At 52.2% G+C, this 18516-nt stretch carries 13 protein-coding genes; 8 read left to right on the top strand and 5 right to left on the bottom strand.

The window, feature by feature from the left end; all coding sequences use genetic code 11:
- Nucleotides 1-315: 315 nt before the first annotated feature.
- Nucleotides 316-1023, top strand: coding sequence for a FadR/GntR family transcriptional regulator (locus MSL71_RS14855; protein WP_180141732.1), 708 nt, complete (start codon nt 316-318; stop codon nt 1021-1023).
- Nucleotides 1024-1133: 110 nt separating this feature from the next.
- On the opposite strand, the gene ppdK is transcribed toward MSL71_RS14855, so the two are convergent.
- On the bottom strand, nt 1134-3857 hold the full coding sequence (gene ppdK, locus MSL71_RS14850; protein ID WP_180141730.1) for a pyruvate, phosphate dikinase: 2724 nt from the start codon (nt 3855-3857) through the stop codon (nt 1134-1136).
- A 576-nt stretch (nt 3858-4433) separates the two neighbouring features.
- Between ppdK and MSL71_RS14845 the strand changes: the two genes are divergently transcribed.
- The 4 genes from MSL71_RS14845 to MSL71_RS14830 all read left to right on the top strand — a co-directional run bounded on the left by MSL71_RS14845 (nt 4434) and on the right by MSL71_RS14830 (nt 9548).
- Nucleotides 4434-6296 carry a SulP family inorganic anion transporter gene (locus MSL71_RS14845; protein ID WP_218951045.1) on the top strand — a complete coding sequence of 621 codons (1863 nt, stop codon included), beginning with the start codon at nt 4434-4436 and terminating at the stop codon, nt 6294-6296.
- 221 nt (nt 6297-6517) lie between these two features.
- The gene (locus MSL71_RS14840; RefSeq protein ID WP_180141728.1) at nt 6518-7435 is read left to right on the top strand and encodes a LysR family transcriptional regulator; all 918 of its coding nucleotides are present in this window, start codon (nt 6518-6520) and stop codon (nt 7433-7435) included.
- A gap of 121 nt (nt 7436-7556) precedes the next feature.
- Nucleotides 7557-8162: a LysE family translocator gene (locus MSL71_RS14835; RefSeq protein WP_180141726.1), complete on the top strand. Its 606-nt coding sequence runs from the start codon at nt 7557-7559 to the stop codon at nt 8160-8162.
- Nucleotides 8163-8711: 549 nt separating this feature from the next.
- The gene (locus MSL71_RS14830; protein WP_180141724.1) at nt 8712-9548 is read left to right on the top strand and encodes an FkbM family methyltransferase; all 837 of its coding nucleotides are present in this window, start codon (nt 8712-8714) and stop codon (nt 9546-9548) included.
- A 469-nt stretch (nt 9549-10017) separates the two neighbouring features.
- Here the strand turns inward: MSL71_RS14830 and MSL71_RS14825 are convergent, their stop codons facing one another.
- Both MSL71_RS14825 and MSL71_RS14820 read right to left on the bottom strand, forming a co-directional pair.
- Nucleotides 10018-10323 (bottom strand): hypothetical protein, encoded by a 306-nt coding sequence (locus MSL71_RS14825; RefSeq protein ID WP_180141721.1) that lies wholly within the window; start codon nt 10321-10323, stop codon nt 10018-10020.
- Between the two features lie 444 nt (nt 10324-10767).
- Nucleotides 10768-11379, bottom strand: a complete 612-nt coding sequence (locus tag MSL71_RS14820; RefSeq protein WP_180141719.1) for a flavodoxin family protein — start codon at nt 11377-11379, stop codon at nt 10768-10770.
- Between the two features lie 312 nt (nt 11380-11691).
- On the opposite strand from MSL71_RS14820, the gene MSL71_RS14815 reads away from it, so the two are divergent.
- Together MSL71_RS14815 and MSL71_RS14810 are read left to right on the top strand one after the other, a co-directional pair.
- On the top strand, nt 11692-12663 hold the full coding sequence (locus MSL71_RS14815) for a LysR family transcriptional regulator (RefSeq protein ID WP_180141716.1): 972 nt from the start codon (nt 11692-11694) through the stop codon (nt 12661-12663).
- A gap of 380 nt (nt 12664-13043) precedes the next feature.
- On the top strand, nt 13044-13808 hold the full coding sequence (locus MSL71_RS14810) for a class I SAM-dependent methyltransferase (RefSeq protein WP_246317800.1): 765 nt from the start codon (nt 13044-13046) through the stop codon (nt 13806-13808).
- Between the two features lie 127 nt (nt 13809-13935).
- On the opposite strand, the gene aspA is transcribed toward MSL71_RS14810, so the two are convergent.
- Both aspA and MSL71_RS14800 read right to left on the bottom strand, forming a co-directional pair.
- Nucleotides 13936-15348 carry an aspartate ammonia-lyase gene (aspA, locus tag MSL71_RS14805; protein WP_180141714.1) on the bottom strand — a complete coding sequence of 471 codons (1413 nt, stop codon included), beginning with the start codon at nt 15346-15348 and terminating at the stop codon, nt 13936-13938.
- A 628-nt stretch (nt 15349-15976) separates the two neighbouring features.
- Nucleotides 15977-17548 (bottom strand): sigma-54 interaction domain-containing protein, encoded by a 1572-nt coding sequence (locus MSL71_RS14800; protein ID WP_180141712.1) that lies wholly within the window; start codon nt 17546-17548, stop codon nt 15977-15979.
- Between the two features lie 205 nt (nt 17549-17753).
- Here MSL71_RS14800 and MSL71_RS14795 point away from each other — a divergent pair, with 205 nt between their 5' ends.
- Nucleotides 17754-18488, top strand: coding sequence for a DUF169 domain-containing protein (locus MSL71_RS14795; protein WP_180141710.1), 735 nt, complete (start codon nt 17754-17756; stop codon nt 18486-18488).
- Nucleotides 18489-18516: the final 28 nt, after the last annotated feature.

Below are 18516 nucleotides of genomic sequence, written 5' to 3'. Positions count from 1 at the left end.
TTGTTTTGGTAGCACCAATTCCGGGGGGTATCAAGGGATTTTTGGTAGTGTACAAAAGTTTATTTGGGGAGCTTGCTCTGTATATGTAGTGTTTACAGCTCAAAAGTCGATTTTTAATTGTTTGTGTGCAACATAAAAAATAAAATTGGTTGACCAATTTGGGGGCGCTGTAATAGGTGTGGTGGACGCTTTACCACTCGGTAAAAGCGACTGTACCCGGTACCGCGGGCGGGCTGAGTTTACCCCTTCCTGCTGCGGTATCGTCAACGTTATTGATGCCTTTGTGGCTGCCGGAGCGGCAGCCGGGATGGATTCATGCCCACATGTATTGCAGACACAGTATTTGAGAGCCTTCGTAAGGATATCTTCAACGGTCGCTATGAACCGGGAAGCCGCTTGCCCTCGGAGCGGGAGCTGGCCGACCGGTTTGATGCGAGCCGGAACACCGTGCGGGACGCCCTGAGCAGGCTCGATCACATGAAACTGGTCAAGCGGGTCCCCCAGAGCGGAACCTACGTGACGGATTATCGTAATGAAGCCGCTCTCTCCCTGTTGATTTACTATATTGAAAACAGTCTGGATCTAAACGATGAGGTCCTCACCTCGTTTATGGATTTTCGTCTTATCAGCGAGCGGTTTGCGGTGAAACGGGCCGTGCACAACCTGGGCCCCGGGGACCTTTGCCATCTCCACGGGATTCTGGATGAAAAGCAGGCCGCACGAGAAGACGCCCGGACCCTTGCCGAGTGTGACTACGCCTTCCATGAGTTTCTCTTCCAAAAAGCCGAGAGCCTTGCCGTCCAGCTGATCTTCAACACCTTAAAGCCCGTCTTCATCAACTACCTGACCTACTACTACAACCTGGGAGACGACCCGGACGGGATCATCGAGTACCAGCGAAGCCTGGTTTCTGCTCTGGAGACAAAGGATGAGGAACTTTGCGGGTACATGATGGAAAAGCTGCTGCTCTTCGGCATCAACCTTATCAAGGAAGCGCGGTTGACGGATAAGAGCGGGCGGTAGGGGGGTAGGGAATGGTGAATGGTGAATGGTGAATAGGGAGTGGTGAGTGGTGAGTGGTGAGTGGTGAGTGGGCAGCCCGGAAAGGGGCTGCCCGTGGTGGTTTTACGGTGCTATTTTTTCTCTTCCGACGCCTCGATGGCAGCGTGGGCGGCGGCCAGGCGGGCGATGGGGATACGGTAGGGGGAGCAGCTTACGTAGTCCAGGCCTGCTTTGTAGCAGAACCGTACCGAGTCCGGGTCGCCCCCGTGTTCTCCGCAGATTCCCAGCTTGAGGTCCGGGCGGGTTTTGCGGCCCCGCTCCACGGCGATCTTGATGAGCTCTCCCACCCCGGAGGGGTCCAGGGTCTGGAAGGGGTCGGCAGGGAGGATTTTTTTCTCCAGGTAGGTGGGCAGGAACTCACCGACGTCGTCCCGGCTGAAACCGTATGTGAGCTGGGTGAGGTCGTTGGTGCCGAAGGAGAAAAACTCCGAGAGTTCGGCCATCTGGTTGGCCCGCAGGGCGGATCTGGGGATTTCGATCATGGTCCCGAATTTGTGGACGATTGAGGCCAGGCCGTAACGCCGCGCCACCTCTTCACAGGTGGTGTTGACGATTTTGCGCACGAACACAAGCTCTTCCACGTCGCAGGTCACAGGAATCATGATCTCCGGCTGGGGATGGAACCCGTCCTTGGCAAGCTCTGCCGTGGCCTCGAAGACGGCCTTGACCTGCATTTCGGTGAGGTCGGGGACGCTGATCCCCAGGCGCACGCCCCGGTGCCCCATCATGGGGTTGCTCTCCTGGAGGGCTTCGCATCTGCGCTTGATCTCGGTGACGTCCACGCCCAGGGCCTCGGCCAGCTCAATCTGTTTGGCCCGTGAGTGGGGGACGAATTCGTGCAGGGGCGGGTCCAGGGCCCGGATGGTGACGGGCATGCCGTTCATGGCCTTGAGGGTCTCCTTGATCTCCTCTTTTACATAGGGTTCAAGCTCTTGCACGGCGGCTTTCCGTTCACCCTCTGTGTCGCTTAAGATGATTTTCCTTAATATAAAAAGGCGGTCGTCCGCCCCGGCGCTGTAAAACATGTGCTCGGTGCGAAACAGGCCGATGCCTTCTGCCCCGTAACTTTTGGCCACCAGGGCATCTTCTCGGGTGTCGGCGTTGGCGCGCACCCCCATGGTGCGGTAGGCGTCGGCCATCTGCATGAACTTCTGGAAGCGCGTATCTTCCGTTGCGTCCACCATCTTGAGTTTCCCTTCGTAGACTCGCCCCCGGGTGCCGTTCAATGTCAGGATATCTCCCTGGTTGAAGGTCTTGTCCCCGATCTGCATCTTGTTCATGGAAGGGTGGATGGTGATGTCTCCGGCGCCCACGATACAGCATTTTCCCCAGCCCCGTGCCACCAGTGCCGCATGGCTGGTCATGCCTCCCCGTGCCGTGAGGATGCCCGAGGCCGCCCGCATCCCTTCGATGTCTTCGGGGTTGGTCTCTTCTCGTACCAGGATGACGTTGGGGTGGGTTTTGGCGAGTTTGACGGCATCATCCGAGGTGAAGGCAAGATGGCCGAAGGCGCCGCCGGGGCCTGCCGGGAGCCCTTCGGTGAGGCATTCGGCCCGGCTCTCTTCTTCGGGATCCACGATGGGGTGAAGGAGCTCGTTGAGCTGTTGGGGTTTCACCCGCTTGATGGCCGTGACCTCGTCGATGAGTCCCTCTTCGAGCATCTCCATGGCCATGACAAGGGAGGCGGTACCCGTGCGTTTACCCACCCGGCACTGGAGCATGTAGAGCCGTTTGTTCTGGATGGTAAACTCGATATCGAGCATCTCCTTGTAGTGCCGTTCCAGGGTGTTTCGGATGGCCTCCAGCTCGTTGTAGGCGCCGGGCATGGCGACCTCCAGGGAGGTGACCCCTTTGTTGGTTTCCCGCTTGGTGGCGTCGTTGATGGGGGCGGGGGTGCGCAGCCCGGCCACTACGTCTTCGCCCTGGGCGTTGGCAAGCCATTCGCCGAAAAAGGTGTTCTCCCCGGTGGCAGGGTTGCGGGTAAAGGCCACGCCGGTTGCCGAGGTGTCGCCCATGTTGCCGAATACCATGGCCTGGACCGTGACACCGGTGCCCCAGGAATCGGGGATCTGCTCAATGCGTCGGTAGGACTGGGCCCGTTTGCCGTTCCAGCTTTTGAAGACCGCCCCGATGGCCCCTTGGAGCTGTGCTTCGGGGGAGTCAGGGAACTTTTCGCCCAGTACCGTTTCCACCCGTTCGGTGAACAGGCCGCAAAGGGTTTTCAGGTCGTCTTCGGTGAGGTCGGCGTCGTTTTGGAGGTTGCGGGTCTCCTTGAACGCGGCCAGGATTTTTTCCAGCTGGTTGCGGATGCCGTTTCCGTTCATCGCCTCAATGCCTTCGGCCTTTTCCATGACCACGTCCGCGTACATCATGATCAGGCGGCGGTAGGAATCGTAGACAAACCGGCCGTTGCCCGTTTTTTTGATAAGACCGGGGATGGTTCCTGAGGTGAGGCCCACGTTGAGGACCGTCTCCATCATGCCGGGCATAGACTGGCGTCCACCGGACCTGCAGGAGACAAGCAGGGGATTGTCGGGGTCTCCGAAGGCAAGACCCATGTTTTTTTCCAGGCGTCCCAGGGCATCATTGAGCTGCTCGGTATACCCGTGGGGGTAGCTCCCACCCGAGCGAAGGAAGGCGTTGCAGCACTCTGTGGTGATTGTAAATCCCGGGGGGACGGGGATGCCGAGTCGTGCCATCTCCGCCAGGTTTGCTCCCTTGCCGCCCAGCAGGTTCATCAGGCTCGCGTCGCCTTCGGTTTTTTCGCCGTTGAAGCTGTACACATATTTTTCCACGCGTGAAATCCTCCATAACATTAATTCATACGTTGTCCGGTGGGGCTTGCGGATCATTTCGAGACATCTGGGGTCACCTTTCGGGTATCGTGTGCAACGTCGTTGGCCGGGTAAGGACTAAGGAAGCCAGGGAGCTGAGAGGGGCTTCGTTGAGCACTGAAGATGCACCTCAGCACATGATAAAACGTGTTTTGGACGGTCTCCGGGAAGGCCGGCGCCGTTCAAACGTACACTGCTTTACGTCCAAACCCTGGGATGTTTGTTGGGAGAATAAACGGAACAACTGAGGCGTCACAACGGCCTGAGGGTCAGGCACATGGCACGACCGGGTGGGGATGGGGAAAGACCGAAGGGCGCATGACACGATGGAAAAATGAACCATACTTAATAAAATACAGGCATGGCAGGTGCCTGTCAAGACGGTGTCTTTCCTCGGAGGGGAACCGGGGCGGACAGCTGGGCCGGGTCTTTCACGAAGGGTGAGAAAATCGCGGATCACATTTTGCCTGTGGGAAATACCCGGGTTCACATGGATTGCTTGCCTTGACATCTTCGCCGTGTTACTTGCAGTGTCCCGTGGGATTGATTACAATCGAACCCATTGACACCCCCCGGGGCAGCCGACCCTCCACGGAATACATCGCTGCCCCCATCACCTCCGGAAACCGCGTGTCGATGAAAGCCCACCCGACGGAGAGAGACGTGATCGCAAGATTCTTCCCCTTTTTGACATGGCTTCCCCTGATTGGCCGGGCCACCTTGAAAGCAGACCTCCTGGCCGGGTTCACCGGTGCCGTCATTGTGCTTCCCCAGGCCGTTGCCTTTGCGGCCATCGCAGGACTGCCCCCGGAGTACGGGCTCTACACCGCCATGGTCACCCCGGTGGTGGCAGCCCTTTTCGGCTCGTCGTATCACCTCATTTCAGGGCCCACCACAGCCATCTCCATTGTGGTTTTTTCCGCGGTGAGCCAGTACGCCGAGCCCGGCAGCGGGGCGTACATCGGCCTTGCCCTGACCCTTACTTTCCTTGCGGGATTCTTTCAGCTTGCCTTTGGCCTGGCACGCCTCGGCGCCCTGGTGAACTTTGTCTCCCACACGGTGGTAACAGGCTTTACCGCCGGGGCCGCCATCCTTATCGTGACCAGCCAGTTAAAGCATGTGCTGGGGCTGACCCTGCCACGGGGGGAGTCCTTCATCGACACCTGGGCGGCCATGGCAACCCATTTCTCCACGGTTAACGGGTTCGTGGTGGCGGTGGCCGCCGTTACCATCGGGGCGGCCGTGGTCTGCCGCAGGTTTTTTCCAAAGGCCCCGAACCTTCTCGTGGGCATGGTGGCAGGAAGCCTGGCCTCTCTGGCCATGGGCGGCCCCGAGCACGGGGTGGCGCTGCTCGGTGAGATCCCATCCAAGCTTCCCCCCATATCGGTGCCGGAGTTCTCCATCCCCGTGATCCGGCAGCTGGCACCGGATGCCTTTGCCATTGCGTTGCTGGGGCTCATTGAGGCCGTCTCCATCTCCCGTTCCGTTGCGGCACGGTCCCGGCAGCTCATCGACGGAAACCAGGAGTTCATCGGCCAGGGGCTCTCCAACCTGGTGGGCAGTTTTTTCTCAAGCTACGCAGGGTCGGGCTCCTTTACCCGCTCCGGCATCAACTACGCCGCCGGGGCCAAAACACCCCTGTCCGCCATCTTTGCAGCCGTTGCCCTCATGGCCCTGGTCCTTCTCATCGCCCCGCTCACGGCCTGGCTTCCCCTTGCCTCCATGGGCGGCGTGATCCTTATTGTGGCGTGGAACCTCATCGATTTCAGGCATATTCGCTTCATTCTTCGCGTGAGCCCTTCGGAGTCTGCGATCCTTGCGGTGACTTTTTTTTCCACTCTGTTTCTGGAGCTGGAGTTTGCCATTTACATCGGGGTGTTTCTCTCCCTGATCCTTTTCCTCTCCCGATCCTCTACCCCGGACATCGTGATCATGGCCCCGGATCCCGCCACCCGGTCCCGGCAGCTCACGAGTATCGAGAAACGTCCCCTACACGAGTGCCCCCACATGAAGATCATCCGCATCGACCGGTCCATCTACTTCGGGTCCGTGGGAAGCATCCGCAGCCGCATTGAAGCGATGATCGAAAAGGAGAGACTGACCAACATGCTCATCGTCAGCGAGGGGATTAACTACATCGATCTGGCAGGGGCCGAGATGCTGGTGGAGCTTTCGGATGTCCTCAAGGCGCGGGGGGGCGGCCTCTACTTCTGCAACCTGAAAACCACTGTGTTTCAGTTTATCGCCCATGTGGGGTTCATCGATCGCATCGGAGAGGATCACATCTTCGAGCACAAGAGCGAGGCCATTGCCGCCTTTGTGGCCCGGCGAGACGAGGCGTGTCGCAGGGAGTGTGCCTGTAGGGTGTTCAGGGAGTGCAGCGGGGAAAAGGACTCCTGACGGCGGGATTAGAAAAGCCTTCGTCTTCGCCTTTGGCCGCGCAGTGACAAGTCTTAAAATAAAAAGTTTCAAATGCAGGTGCGAACACGTCAAGCTGTCAATGTCGATTCGGCGGAGCCTCGCAAAACGTACTTAAAACCTGTAACGTTTGACTTTCGGCAGCGCTTTTGTGTCGTTTGCCCTGAATTATCCCCCGGTGTGAATGGATAAAGGAGTTGGGTATGTCTGTGGATTCGTTGTCGCCGTCTCATCTAAAGGCCCTGGGGCTGCTTCTGGAAGAGCGGCATGTCACCAGGGCTGCTGCGCGGATGCGGGTGAGCCAGTCGGCCATGAGCAAGATCCTGGGAAAGCTTCGCGAGGCGTTTTCCGATGATTTGCTTGTGCGGGTGGGGAATCGCCTGGAACCGACGGAACGGGCTCGAACCCTGCAACCGAGGTTGGAGGTGATTCTGGGTGAGCTGGAAGCCATGGCCATGGAGGTACCCTTTGACCCGGCCGAATGCCAGCGGTGGTTTACCTTTGCGGTGAGCGACTACGTGGCCCAGTTCGTGCTTCCCGACCTGCTCTGCACCCTCCACACCGAAGCCCCCGGTATTCGGGTATCCGTGATCACGGAACGCTCAGAGACCGTGGTGGAAGAATTGGTGGAAAACCGCATTCAGGTGGCAAGCGCCATGGAAGGGGAGGCACCCCTTCCCCCGGGGGTGGTGTGCCGCTGGATTGGAACGGATACGTTTGCCTGTGTTGGGGCCAAGGGGCATCCCCTGGCCCGGAACTGCGATATGGAAGGCTATCTGAAGGCATCCCATGTGGTGGTGACCGGCGGAAGCGACAAGGCCGGCCCCATTGACCGGGCCCTATCCGCCCGGGGCAGGCAGCGCACCGTGGCCCTTGAGACCTCCCTGTTTGCTTCGGCCATGGAAGTGGTGACCCAGAGTGATTTTCTCCTGACCATCCCTAACCACATCGCCCGGCACCTTGCCCGGCGGTACGACGCCGACGTGTTCCCACTGCCCTTTGAGGTGCCTCCGTTTCGCTACGGCCTGCTCTGGCATGAGCGCCACAGGCGAGATGCCGCCCACACCTGGCTGCGCCGAAAATTCGAAACACAGCTCAAGGAGTCCCATTACTCTCACTAAGGCATATTCCGTGTGGGAATGATATGTATTCCGGGTATGCGTTTTACATCATGGTCCCGTTGGGCTATCCTAATTTTCTTCTGAACCCTTACCCAAACAAGACAACACGGAGTGCCCGACAATGTTCGAATCCCTTGTGGTCGTCCTGGGGGTGGCCCTGGCCGCCCAACTCTCCCCCGGACCCGACATGATGCTGATCTTTCGCCACACCACCACGTCCCTGCGGGCCGGTATGGCCTGTATCCTGGGCATTTGCCTCGGCTTCACCGTGCACGTGACCCTGTCCGTTGCAGGCCTTGCCGTGATTATCCGCACCAGCCCGTTACTGTTCAACACCATTCGGTACACCGGGGCCGCGTACATCCTCTACGTGGGAATCCGCTGTCTCACCGGCAACTCCGGCCTCACCTTTGATGCCAATCAGAAATCCTCGGCCCCCTTTGGCCAGGCCTTTCGCGACGGCCTCTTCTGCAACCTTCTCAATCCCAAGGTAACCCTGTTCGTCCTCAGCGTCTTTTCTCAGCTCCTCGCCCCCGAAACCCCCACAGCCATCCGGGCCCTCTTCGGCCTTGCCCTGATCGTCGAGGCCATCGTTGTCTGGACGCTTTTCTCCATGCTCCTGGACAGACCCGCCTTCAGAACCCGCTACGAGCGATTCCAGAACCCCATATCACGGGGCTGTGGCGTGGTTCTTTGCGGTCTTGCCGTGTTGATGGTCGCGGGGTAAACGGTCTCCCTATAAAGAAACCTCTGGCGGTAAAGGTTGGTAAACCTCCATAGCCAAAACACGTAATAAATTGATAGCCCTTGTGGTTTAGTCCTCGTATCAGGCTGAAAAAGGGCTGAAGAGACGTTACCGGCTGTTCAGTAATCGTAAAAGCCCCAGGTTTTCAAACGCATGGACTGTACGCGCATCCATTAGATGTTCACATATATTCCTGTTGTGGTGGAAGGCAGGGTTAAGCCAGTTTAAAATATCTTTCTATAGATGTATATGAATACACCCTTGCATTTGTGTGGACTAAAGAGTAAGAAATAGCGTTTGGGTGAATAACTCGATTTGTTTTATCAGAAGAGTTTCGAATGAGGAATGGTAGGATAAAAGTGAATCCATAGGGAACTTTGTTTGTTTCGAGAAACTAATTCTGAATACGGTGTATGGTTAGAGCTATTGAATGAGACGGAGTATTGGACAGGAATAGCTTGTAACCTGTAAGGATACAGCACAACTTTATGCTCCAAAACCTAATGCAAGTTAAATATAGAAAGATATTACATGAAGCCGAAAAATTTATTTCAGCTGATGGGCTTTAAAGGAAAGCCCAAGCACTTTTCGTATGAAATCATGGAATGCAGCATTAAAAATATTGGCCCCGTCAAGTACGCACAATGGTTGCACCCAAATGCAGTCGACCAAATTATAAATGCCGATCTTGTTGATGCTTACGGCGAATACATAAAGGAAGGCGATTTCTGTATTGATATTGGGGCACATTGCGGCGACACATCGTTGCCCATGGGATTGGCCGCTGGAAAAACAGGGAGCGTGTTGGCATTGGAACCCAACCCTTATGTCTATCCGGTCTTGGAAAAAACGGCACGGTCAAATAGTGACATTGCAAATATAAAAACAGTTATGGCTGCCGCTGGGTTAGAAGAAGGCTTCATGGTGTTTGAGTATTCAGACTCTGGTTTTTGCAACGGGGGACGTCACGAGAATATCTCGGCACTGAGGCATGGTCACGCATTCAACCAGACGGTTTTTGCTATCAACCTTGAGCAGGAACTAAAATCAGACTATGCAGCCTTGCTGCCAAAGCTTAGCTTTATAAAAATAGATTCTGAAGGCTATGACCTTTATATCCTTCGGTCTATTGAAGGTATTCTTAAGGAGTATCATCCTGTTATTAAAGCGGAGGTGTTTAAGAAGACGGATTATAATTATCGTAATCAGCTGCTGAGTTTTTTACTGGAGAGGGGGTATTCGGTTTTTAAGATTACCGGTGAACCCTTGACAAAGGGTGAACCGCTTACTCAGAAGAATATTGATGTCGGAACACATTATGATATTTTAGCATTGCCTGATACCTGTTCAATGAAGATTGCCTCGTGACCGAACGTCTCATTAAGCCTTTGCTTAAGACGTAAGGCCTTCGAATAGAGAAGGGGGGGGATTGTTCCTTGCTTCTTGGCCGACAGGAGAAAGCCCACCTCGGGGCTTGAGGTGGGCTTTTTTTTACGAACGGCATTGGGATCACCCATTTAATATCTTGTAAAGTTAAGTTATCGATAATATTTGTGCGTTATATTGCTAATCAATCGATTCTCCTATTCGATATAGGATAGGTTTGATGCCATTGTCTTCCTGAAGTGTGGGGCCTTCCTTCGGAATAGTCAATTCCGCGTTTTGGCAGTAGCCTTGCATAAATGAATTTCAAGATAAAGCTTGTGCCTATATCTCTGGTGCTAATCAGGATGAATATGAGTAGGTCGGCGCGGTCACTTTGAGGGCCTGGCCTTAAAAACCTGAGTGCTGTGAATATCGCATAGAGACTTTGGCTTCGTTGACCTATACCCTGGCTCTATCCGTTTTTCCCAAAAATACCCATTTCCTTCATTCTCTTTTGCTCTTCTTGGTAAATGATCATCATGCGGTTTATCTTGTTGTATTGCCGGGTCAGCAGGTCTTTAGTGATGGTCCGAATCCCCCACCGCTTGAAGTCAAGGTGCAAGCAGTTCCCACCTGAATCATCTGTCTCCTCCAGTTCGGTTAATAAATCACCAACCGATTTGAGCAATCGGTGAACGTCTTTGATGGAATCACACAACTCGGAAATCTCCGACCCGGTAAACATGTCGGGAGAAGATAAGCTGCTTAATGAGGTCATGATGAAGCCCCCAGTTTCATTAGTGGCTAATTGACAGTGAATAGGAAATAGAATTTCCCCAGAATGTTCTCAGCGGATTGATTCCCTCCAGCCTGTTAGGTGCAGGGAACCAAAAAATGTCGATATTGGAAAATTGTATCGTGAAATGCGCAATCTCTGTTCGGGTGAAACCTCTATGATTATAGGTTCTCCGTCATTTTTACAGAACAAACCCGACTTCTTCTCAATGTTTAAGTGCGAAGGTGGCAATTGAAGCCGTTCGTATCCGTTCTAAAACCTAAAATTAGGGGGGGTCACCCGAAGGGTGAGAAAACTGTGCGGAAACGGTGGGTTATATTTGCCTTTTTGAAAATTCTAAATATTGTCGAGTAATCATCTGTAATAATATCTTATCGATTTGGCCCGGTCGTTTTTTATGCAATGTCCGGGCTAAAGTTTTGTGAGTCAGATCGCCTTGGCAAGCTCCCGACCCAGTTGAATGGCTTGGTCCAATACCGCCTGGTCATCGCCGACTTTGCCTTTGTCAAAAATGCCGTAAACAGGAAGCTCGCCTTTCATCTGATAGCCAACATCAGCCAATGGCAGCCGCATGGCGTCCAAGGTGACACCCATGAATGCCGGGTTTGGCTGTTCACAGATTCCGGCAATCAGCGCTTGTCGGCCCTGGTTAGCCAAATGGCTCGAAAATTTTCGAGGGCGGTCATCTGTAAATTGATAAAAGCAGTAGAGTCTGTCGATAAAGGCCTTGAGCCATGAGGTGATATTGTAGTTGTGGGTCGGCGACACCATGATCAGCCCCCGAGAGGATCTGAACTTGGGATAAAGTTCCTGCATGTCGTCATCAAGGCTATGACAGGCCCCGTCGGTGCGGCAGGCTTCACACCCGATACAAGGCAGGATATGGAAATCTCGTAGTTGAATGACTTCACAGGAAATATTTTCCGTTCGAACACCCAGCGCGAAATGATTAAGTAATACATCCGAGTTTCCGCCTTCTCTGGGGCTGCCGCTAATAGCCAGTACTTTTTTTTCAGGGTATTGTAATATACTATTCACTTAAAACCTCTAATCCTTTTTTTGAGACACCGATATCTTGTTTGTTTTTTTGATGTCCCATATAATGACCGTTAATATTTGCTTGTAGAGCCTATCCAAAAATAAATCACTGCGAGTGAAAATGAATTGTAACCATTGGGATGGAAGGACATTGATTGCTCTGCTTCTTTACTTGCCAATTGGTCATCTGTTGATGACTTCTCTTGTTTGTAATGAAATTTGTCTATAGACAAAGAGATACTATGCAGAACAGTGAAATGCCATTTGGAATAACCGAACGAGTTGTTATGTATTCATGAACAAGGATGACCAATGGAACTCTACCAGCTGCGGACGTTTGTAACGGTTGCGGAAGAAATGCATCTCACCAAAGCCTCTATGCGGCTCTTTCTCAGCCCCCCAGCGGTGAGCGCTCACATTAAAGCCCTGGAAGAAGAGTTGAGTGTGCGTCTCTTTGACAGAACGCCTAAAGGAATGGAGCTCACGGAAGAGGGGCATCACCTGAAGGCCCAAGCAGAGAAGGTGCTTTCCTCGGCAAACGACTTTCTCAATCATGCCAAGCTGTCCGGTCAAGAACTGATAGGAGAATTTACACTGGGGTATTGCTCAAGCGGCAGTCTGCTGCGGATTCCGGAACTGGTGTTGGAGATGGCCTCCCACCATCCGAACCTCATGTTAAACCTGGAGCAGTGCCTCAGCTTAAAGCTTGTTGATGCCCTGAGAAAGCGTGATATTGATGCTGGATTTTATTTCGGGAATGACAATCCGGCCGAGGTAGAGTTGGTTAAACTGAAGACCATGAATCTGGTAATCGCTGCACCTGAAAAATGGCGGCAGCAGATTGAATCAGCCAAATTGAAAGATTTGACTGGTTATCCATGGATCTGGACTTCTGAGGAGTGTTCCTTCCGAAAGGTTGCCGATGCGGCCATCACCATAAGGCGGCTCAACCTTAGCCATGCAATTGTGGTGAACGAGGAGGCGACATCTAAGGGCTTGATTCAGGCAGGAGTCGGTCTTGCTCTGATGTTGGAAGATGAGGCCAGAGATGCGGAAAAGGCAGGGCAGTTGGTAATCTGGGATAAAGAGAGCCTCAAGATTGATCTATCCCTGGCCTGGCTCAAGGGTCGAAAAAGCGATCCCTCCATCAAAGCCTTAAAGGCCCTGGCTCGGAATATTTGGCAGTCGCCCCCTTGTGGTGGTGGGGAGTTAACTTCATTGGGGTCACCCATAGAAAGACCTCTGGTTGTTCCTGAAAAGGAGCTTGTCGGCGCAATTGACTAAAGGGTGATTTGCTGGGGATGAAATATTTTATTGACGGTCCCTCTGGACGGGATAGTGAAATTCCTAACAAATTTGGGTGCAACGGGGAGGGTGTGAGGGAGGCATTCTAGGTTAGGCACAATAAGGCTATTGATGCTGGGCAACACGACATGTGTGCGTCATGGTCTCAGCAGAGATAGGCATAGCCTCATCATTATTATCTTTTCGATTTAACAATGCGAATGCAGCCGACGCAAATAACCGTGCGGCTGCTTGGCGGTTTTGGTTTGCTGGTAGAGTAGTCTCTCATTTAATATATTGAAAATAACATCTATTAAAGCGTCTTGAGGTGAATGGTGGACACTGATTCATATATCCGTAGCCTTTTGGTGGCGAATCCCTTGAGAGAGTCGATCCTTCGCAGCGTGATCGAGGCAATACAGCTCCCTGCCGGAAGCAGCGGACTGGATGCGGGGTGTGGGATCGGGCTTCAATGTTTGCTGTTGGCCGAGGCGGTGGGATTCTCCGGGCATGTCACCGGGCTTGACCAAGCCTCGGGGTTATTGAATTGCGGGGAAGAACTTGTGAAAGAGGCAGGTCTTTCACAAAGGATTTCATTTCAGAAAGGGGATGTGACAACTCTTCCCTTCGACAATCATACCTTTGATTGGGCATGGAGTGCCGATTGCATTGGGTATGCTCCTTTGGAGCCGCTGCCGCTGTTGAAAGAACTCTCACGGGTGGTGAAACCCGGTGGGATTGTGGCAATATCTGGATGGTCTTCGGAAAATCTGCTTCCTGGATATCCTCGTTTGGAAGCCCGTCTGAGAGCGATATCGGGTGGACTTGCTCCTTTTATACACGGGAAGAAACCAGAGACGCATTTCCTGCGTGCACTGGGGTGGTTTCGTGACATAGGTTTAAAGGAACCCAGGGTAAAAACTTTTGCTGATGGTTTCTATGCTCCCCTCAGCTATGAAATACGAGCAGCGTTGACGGACTTGATTGAAATGCGCTGGCCGGATGCAGAGCGTGAGCTGTCATCCGATGACTTGTCAGAATTCCAACGGTTGTGCCTGCCGGACTCACCGGATTTTATCCTGAATCTTTCAGACTATTATGCCTTTTTCACACACACACTGTTCTGGGGCTATGTTGCCGGATGACTTGCACAGACGTGGGAAAGAAGGGGGAAACCCGCATTTTTACCTTCAAAGTGTTTGACTGTGAGAAGGCGTCCATACATTAGGGTAAAAGCCCCCGGCCATGATTCGCCGGGGGCTTTTTGTTCTGTTAGTCTTTTTTATGGAAATACCGGGGCTTGATCATGTTCTCAGGGGAGAGGATGTCGTCCAGGTCCTCTTTTTTCATATACCCCTTGGCAAGGACGATGTCGTACACTGACGTGCCGGAGGCAAGGGCCTCGTGGGCCACTTCTGTGGACTTTTCATAGCCGATATAGGGGTTCAAGGCCGTGACCAGGCCGATGCTGTTGCGGACGTAGTTGCGACAGACGTCTTCGTTGGCGGTGATGCCGTCAACACATCGGGTTGCCAGGGTTTCAAAGGCGTTGCGCAGGTACATGAGAGAGCTGAACAGGCTGTGGGCGATCACCGGTTCCATGACGTTGAGTTCCAGCTGACCGGCCCCGCAGGCCATGGTGACGGTCATGTCCGCACCGGCTACATAAAAACAGGCCTGATTGACCACTTCGGGAATGACGGGGTTGACCTTGCCCGGCATGATGGAAGACCCCGGGGCCATGGGGGGCAGGTTGATTTCGTTGAAACCGCAACGGGGGCCGGAAGACATCAGGCGCAGGTCATTGCAGATCTTGGAGACTTTCACCGCAACACGCTTGAGCACCCCTGAGAGCTGGACATACGCTCCGGTATCCTGGGTCGCTTCCACCAGGTTTTCGGCCTTGATCAGGTTGATGCCCAGCAATTTGGACAGCTTTTCCGTCACCAGATCCGCATATTCGGGATGGGCGTTCAAGCCCGTGCCGATGGCGGTGGCTCCCATGTTGATCTCACGCACCAGGTCCGTGGTTTCCTGCAGGCGCATCATGTCTTCGCCGAGCATCACGGCGTATACGGAAAATTCCTGTCCCAACGTCATGGGCACGGCGTCCTGGAGCTGAGTACGCCCCATCTTGATGATGTCCTTGAACTCCTCGGCCTTTTTTTCAAAGGACTTTTTCAAAAATGCCATGGCCTCGATAAGCTGGCGTATTTTGGCAATCAAGGTGATACGCATGGCTGTGGGGTACACGTCATTGGTGGACTGGGACATGTTCACATCAATGTTCGGGTGCAGGAACTCGTACTCACCGCAGCGATGGCCCATGCCTTCCAGGCCGAGGTTGGCGATGACCTCGTTGGCGCACATGTTGGTGGAGGTTCCTGCACCGCCCTGGATCACATCGACCACAAACTGATCGTAGTATTTCCCTTCCAGGATCTTTTTACAGGCCAGTGTGATGTGTTTTGACTTGTCTTCCTCCAGCAACCCCAGCTCACAGTTGGCCTGAGCTGCGGCCATTTTGATATATGCCAGGGAGTCGATCAGCTGGGGATAATGGCTGATGGGAATGTTGCTGATTTTGTAGTTTTCAGCAGCTCTCAGGGTCTGGATGCCGTAATAGCATTCACAGGGGACTTCTCTTTCACCGATGCAATCATGCTCAAGACGATAACTTTTCACTGCATTTCCTTCTTACTATCACTGTGTTCCTGTTTCCCGGGGCCAACAGCACATGTTGCTCTGCCGGGGAATATATCAATTGGGTACAGGGTGGTTCCGTGTACTGCATCCCATTCACTTCATTTCTTTCTTTCAGCTACCAGAAACGGCCGCTTGAGAGAAGGGGGCAGGCATGCATATTTGATACTATCCTCTTTGAAAGAGTCTCCCAGGGAACTAACATGCTAAAATAGCATTGTTAATTTTTTTGCTTATTTTTAGAATGATTTATTTTGGCTTTGCAGAAAAACAGATCGCTATGAATTGGCGATCAGTCTCTATAGACGCGGGTATCTCCCCGTCACTCAGGCGGTTTGGCGGGATCGAAAGGTGAAGACCCCCATTTTTTAATTCCCGGGTTTACCCCCACGGGAACTGACGCCGAAGGCTTGGTGCCAATCGAACCCGTTCCTCTTCTGATGATTCAGTCATCGAAAATGACGATCACAGAAGCCTGGGTGAGCTGGATTTGCATGGTCACAATGCAAGAGGGATGTGGTGGAGAAAAAAATTGTAAGGAGGGGCGTGGACGGCATGTTGTCCACGAAGCGGTTCACGGAATGGTATCCCTTGCGGCGATGTCCCAACTCTACGAGGGCTTTTGGGCTTTTGTTCTATGGAACCGGATGTTGAGCTTTTTTATTTTACTTCTCAGGGTGTTCGGCTTCATGTTCAGGAGTTTTGCAGCGCCATTGGGGCCTTCTATGCGCCCGCCTGTGCGCTTTAACACCTTGACGATGTATTGTGAAATCATGTCATCGAAGGGGATAATGTCATCATCGTTTTTATCCCTCGGAATTTCCGAGGCGTTACGTGTGGCAGAATTGATATGCAGGTGATCAAAGGTGAGTGGGGTGTTGCGGTTTAGAATCAACGCTCTTTCGATGATATTCGAAAGTTCTCGTACATTGCCGGGCCAGTCATAGTCCATCAACTGATCCATGGCCCGGGGGGCAAGTCTTTGAGGCGGGTAAAGGTTTAAATCTTTGGCTTTTTTTTCGATAAAGTAATGGGCGAGGGCCGGGATATCTTCTTTTCTCTTCCTTAGCGGCGGAATGTGGATAGGAAAAACGTTTAGTCTGAAGTAGAGATCCTCACGAAATGTGCCGGATTTAATCAACTCATCCATATCTCGATGGGTTGCAGCAATAATACGTGTATCCACAGGAATTGTTCGGGTGCCTCCCAGGCGTTCGATTTCCTTGAACTGGATAGCCCGTAACAACCTGACCTGGGCAACCAGGGAGAGCTCGCCGACTTCATCTAAAAAAAGAGTGCCGGAGTCAGCGCGTTCGAATTTTCCTCTTTTTTGGGAAACAGCACCGGTAAATGCGCCTTTCTCATGGCCAAACAGCTCAGAGTCTATAAGGTTTTCCGGGATAGCCCCGCAGTTAACCTTGACAACCGGTCCTTCGTGTCTTTTTGAAAACTGGTGAATAGCATTTGCAATGACATCTTTGCCTGTGCCTGTCTCCCCAAGAAGCATCACGGGACTTTCCACTTCAGCCACATGCCGGGCAAGGGTCATGACCTCTTTTAAGCCGGACTCCGCGCCTATGATTTTATCCCCCGAGATTTTCATCAGTTCAAGGTAGAGCCTCTGGGTCTCTTTTTTGAAATTTTCCGAGCGGTTCTGTACGTCACGGTGCCTCAGGGCATTGGACATGGCCATCGAAAATGGCTCCTTTACTGCTGAAAAGAGCTTTGCATGGTCTGCTGTGTAGGCATGTTGAGAAAAAGAGTACAGGGAAATCGTTGCAGGGAAACTGTCCTCAAAGTCCACCGGCAGGACAAGATTGGATGCTTCCTTGAGGTTAAGGACTTTGGCAAAATCCTTACTGATGGGATTAATGTTCGGTGCATTGAAAATCAGGACATCGTCAATTTTTTTATTCTCTTTTTTCTCAAAATACCGTTGCTCTTCTTCTATGGATTCAGGTGAGAACGGAATAAGAATATCCTGAATTTCGACCCCTTCTTTTGTTACCCTGACAATACTGACTGTGGCGCCGTTAGGTTCGGTAATATCGAATTGAAGACCATCTGCCGGGATGTATTTCCTGATATACTGAAAGCACTTAAAGAGCGCCTTTTCAAGGTCAAGGCTGCAGCAAAGGCTTAGCGTTACATTTCGGAAAAATTGGTGTTTATCAACCGTCATCTGAACCCCCTTTACGTGAACCAGACAAAATAACCATGATATTAAATAGTTTATCATGTAGCCACGAAATTTAGTAGCTGAAAGCCATTTAATATCGTGGTTTTGAAAAATGCGTCTCGATATTTATCGTATTTACGGCCTCTTATATTTTGGCATGTCTTTTGAAATAATAGATATCAACTTTTAAACACAAGGGGAATTGTAAATGAATTCAGAAATAGTAAAAGAGAGCCTGAGGAAATTTTCAGAAGTCGTGTCTTTTAATTATCCTGCCATCGGCTGGTATTTTTCACCTGAAGAGATAGAAGACTCGTTTGTTTATCAAAAGGAACGATGGGTCTGCATGTTCATGTATCTGAAAATGATGATGAAACAGGGAAAAAGAATCCGGTTTTCAGAGGATAACGGCAAGGCATGCACCGGCTCGACGGAATATTTTGGCTTTGCAGAACTGGAAGATGACGGGGGCGTATTTTTAGCGGAAACCGAACGGTTTTTTAAGAATCTCGAGCTTTCAAAGGCATATACCCGTGAGTCGGCAACCCTTATCCAGCCGCCAAAAGAAAAGTATCTGTACATGGAACAAGTCGAAAAGATCGATAAAAACAGGGAAATTGAGGTCGTGAATGTTTTTCCGGCAGACCTCACCAACCTGACAAAGCTTGTCACCCTGTCAGGCTACGACAGCACGGCCAGTTTGATGGACAATGTGTTGATTCCCAACTGTTCGGGTTGCCAGTCTGTCTTTACGCTTCCCTATAATGAAAAATTTCAGGAGCATCCCAGGAGTATCGTCGGGTTCATGGAGCCCATGGTCAGGAATTTTGTTCCAGAAGACATGGTGTCCTTTTCGTTGCCTTCCACTCGTTTTGTTGAAATGGCGAACAATATTGAAGGCAGTTTTCTTGATAAAAATTTCAACAATCCCAAAGGTTTTTGATTCTTTGCCGCCGGATCAAAGGCATATC

The sequence above is a fragment of the Desulfoluna butyratoxydans genome, assembly GCF_900699765.1.
Classification (GTDB): domain Bacteria; phylum Desulfobacterota; class Desulfobacteria; order Desulfobacterales; family Desulfolunaceae; genus Desulfoluna; species Desulfoluna butyratoxydans.
Note: the sequence above shows the minus strand (reverse complement) of the source record. Positions and strands in the feature narration are given on the sequence as shown.

Excerpts from the sequence above, each read along its gene's own strand:
- MSL71_RS14825 (WP_180141721.1), bottom strand. The coding sequence starts at position 10,323 with ATGACCTCATTAAGCAGCTTATCTTCTCCCGACATGTTTACCGGGTCG.
- MSL71_RS14815 (WP_180141716.1), top strand. The coding sequence starts at position 11,692 with ATGGAACTCTACCAGCTGCGGACGTTTGTAACGGTTGCGGAAGAAATG.
- MSL71_RS14830 (WP_180141724.1), top strand. The coding sequence starts at position 8,712 with ATGAAGCCGAAAAATTTATTTCAGCTGATGGGCTTTAAAGGAAAGCCC.
- MSL71_RS14835 (WP_180141726.1), top strand. The coding sequence starts at position 7,557 with ATGTTCGAATCCCTTGTGGTCGTCCTGGGGGTGGCCCTGGCCGCCCAA.
- MSL71_RS14840 (WP_180141728.1), top strand. The coding sequence starts at position 6,518 with ATGTCTGTGGATTCGTTGTCGCCGTCTCATCTAAAGGCCCTGGGGCTG.
- MSL71_RS14795 (WP_180141710.1), top strand. The coding sequence starts at position 17,754 with ATGAATTCAGAAATAGTAAAAGAGAGCCTGAGGAAATTTTCAGAAGTC.
- MSL71_RS14855 (WP_180141732.1), top strand. The coding sequence starts at position 316 with ATGCCCACATGTATTGCAGACACAGTATTTGAGAGCCTTCGTAAGGAT.
- MSL71_RS14800 (WP_180141712.1), bottom strand. The coding sequence starts at position 17,548 with ATGACGGTTGATAAACACCAATTTTTCCGAAATGTAACGCTAAGCCTT.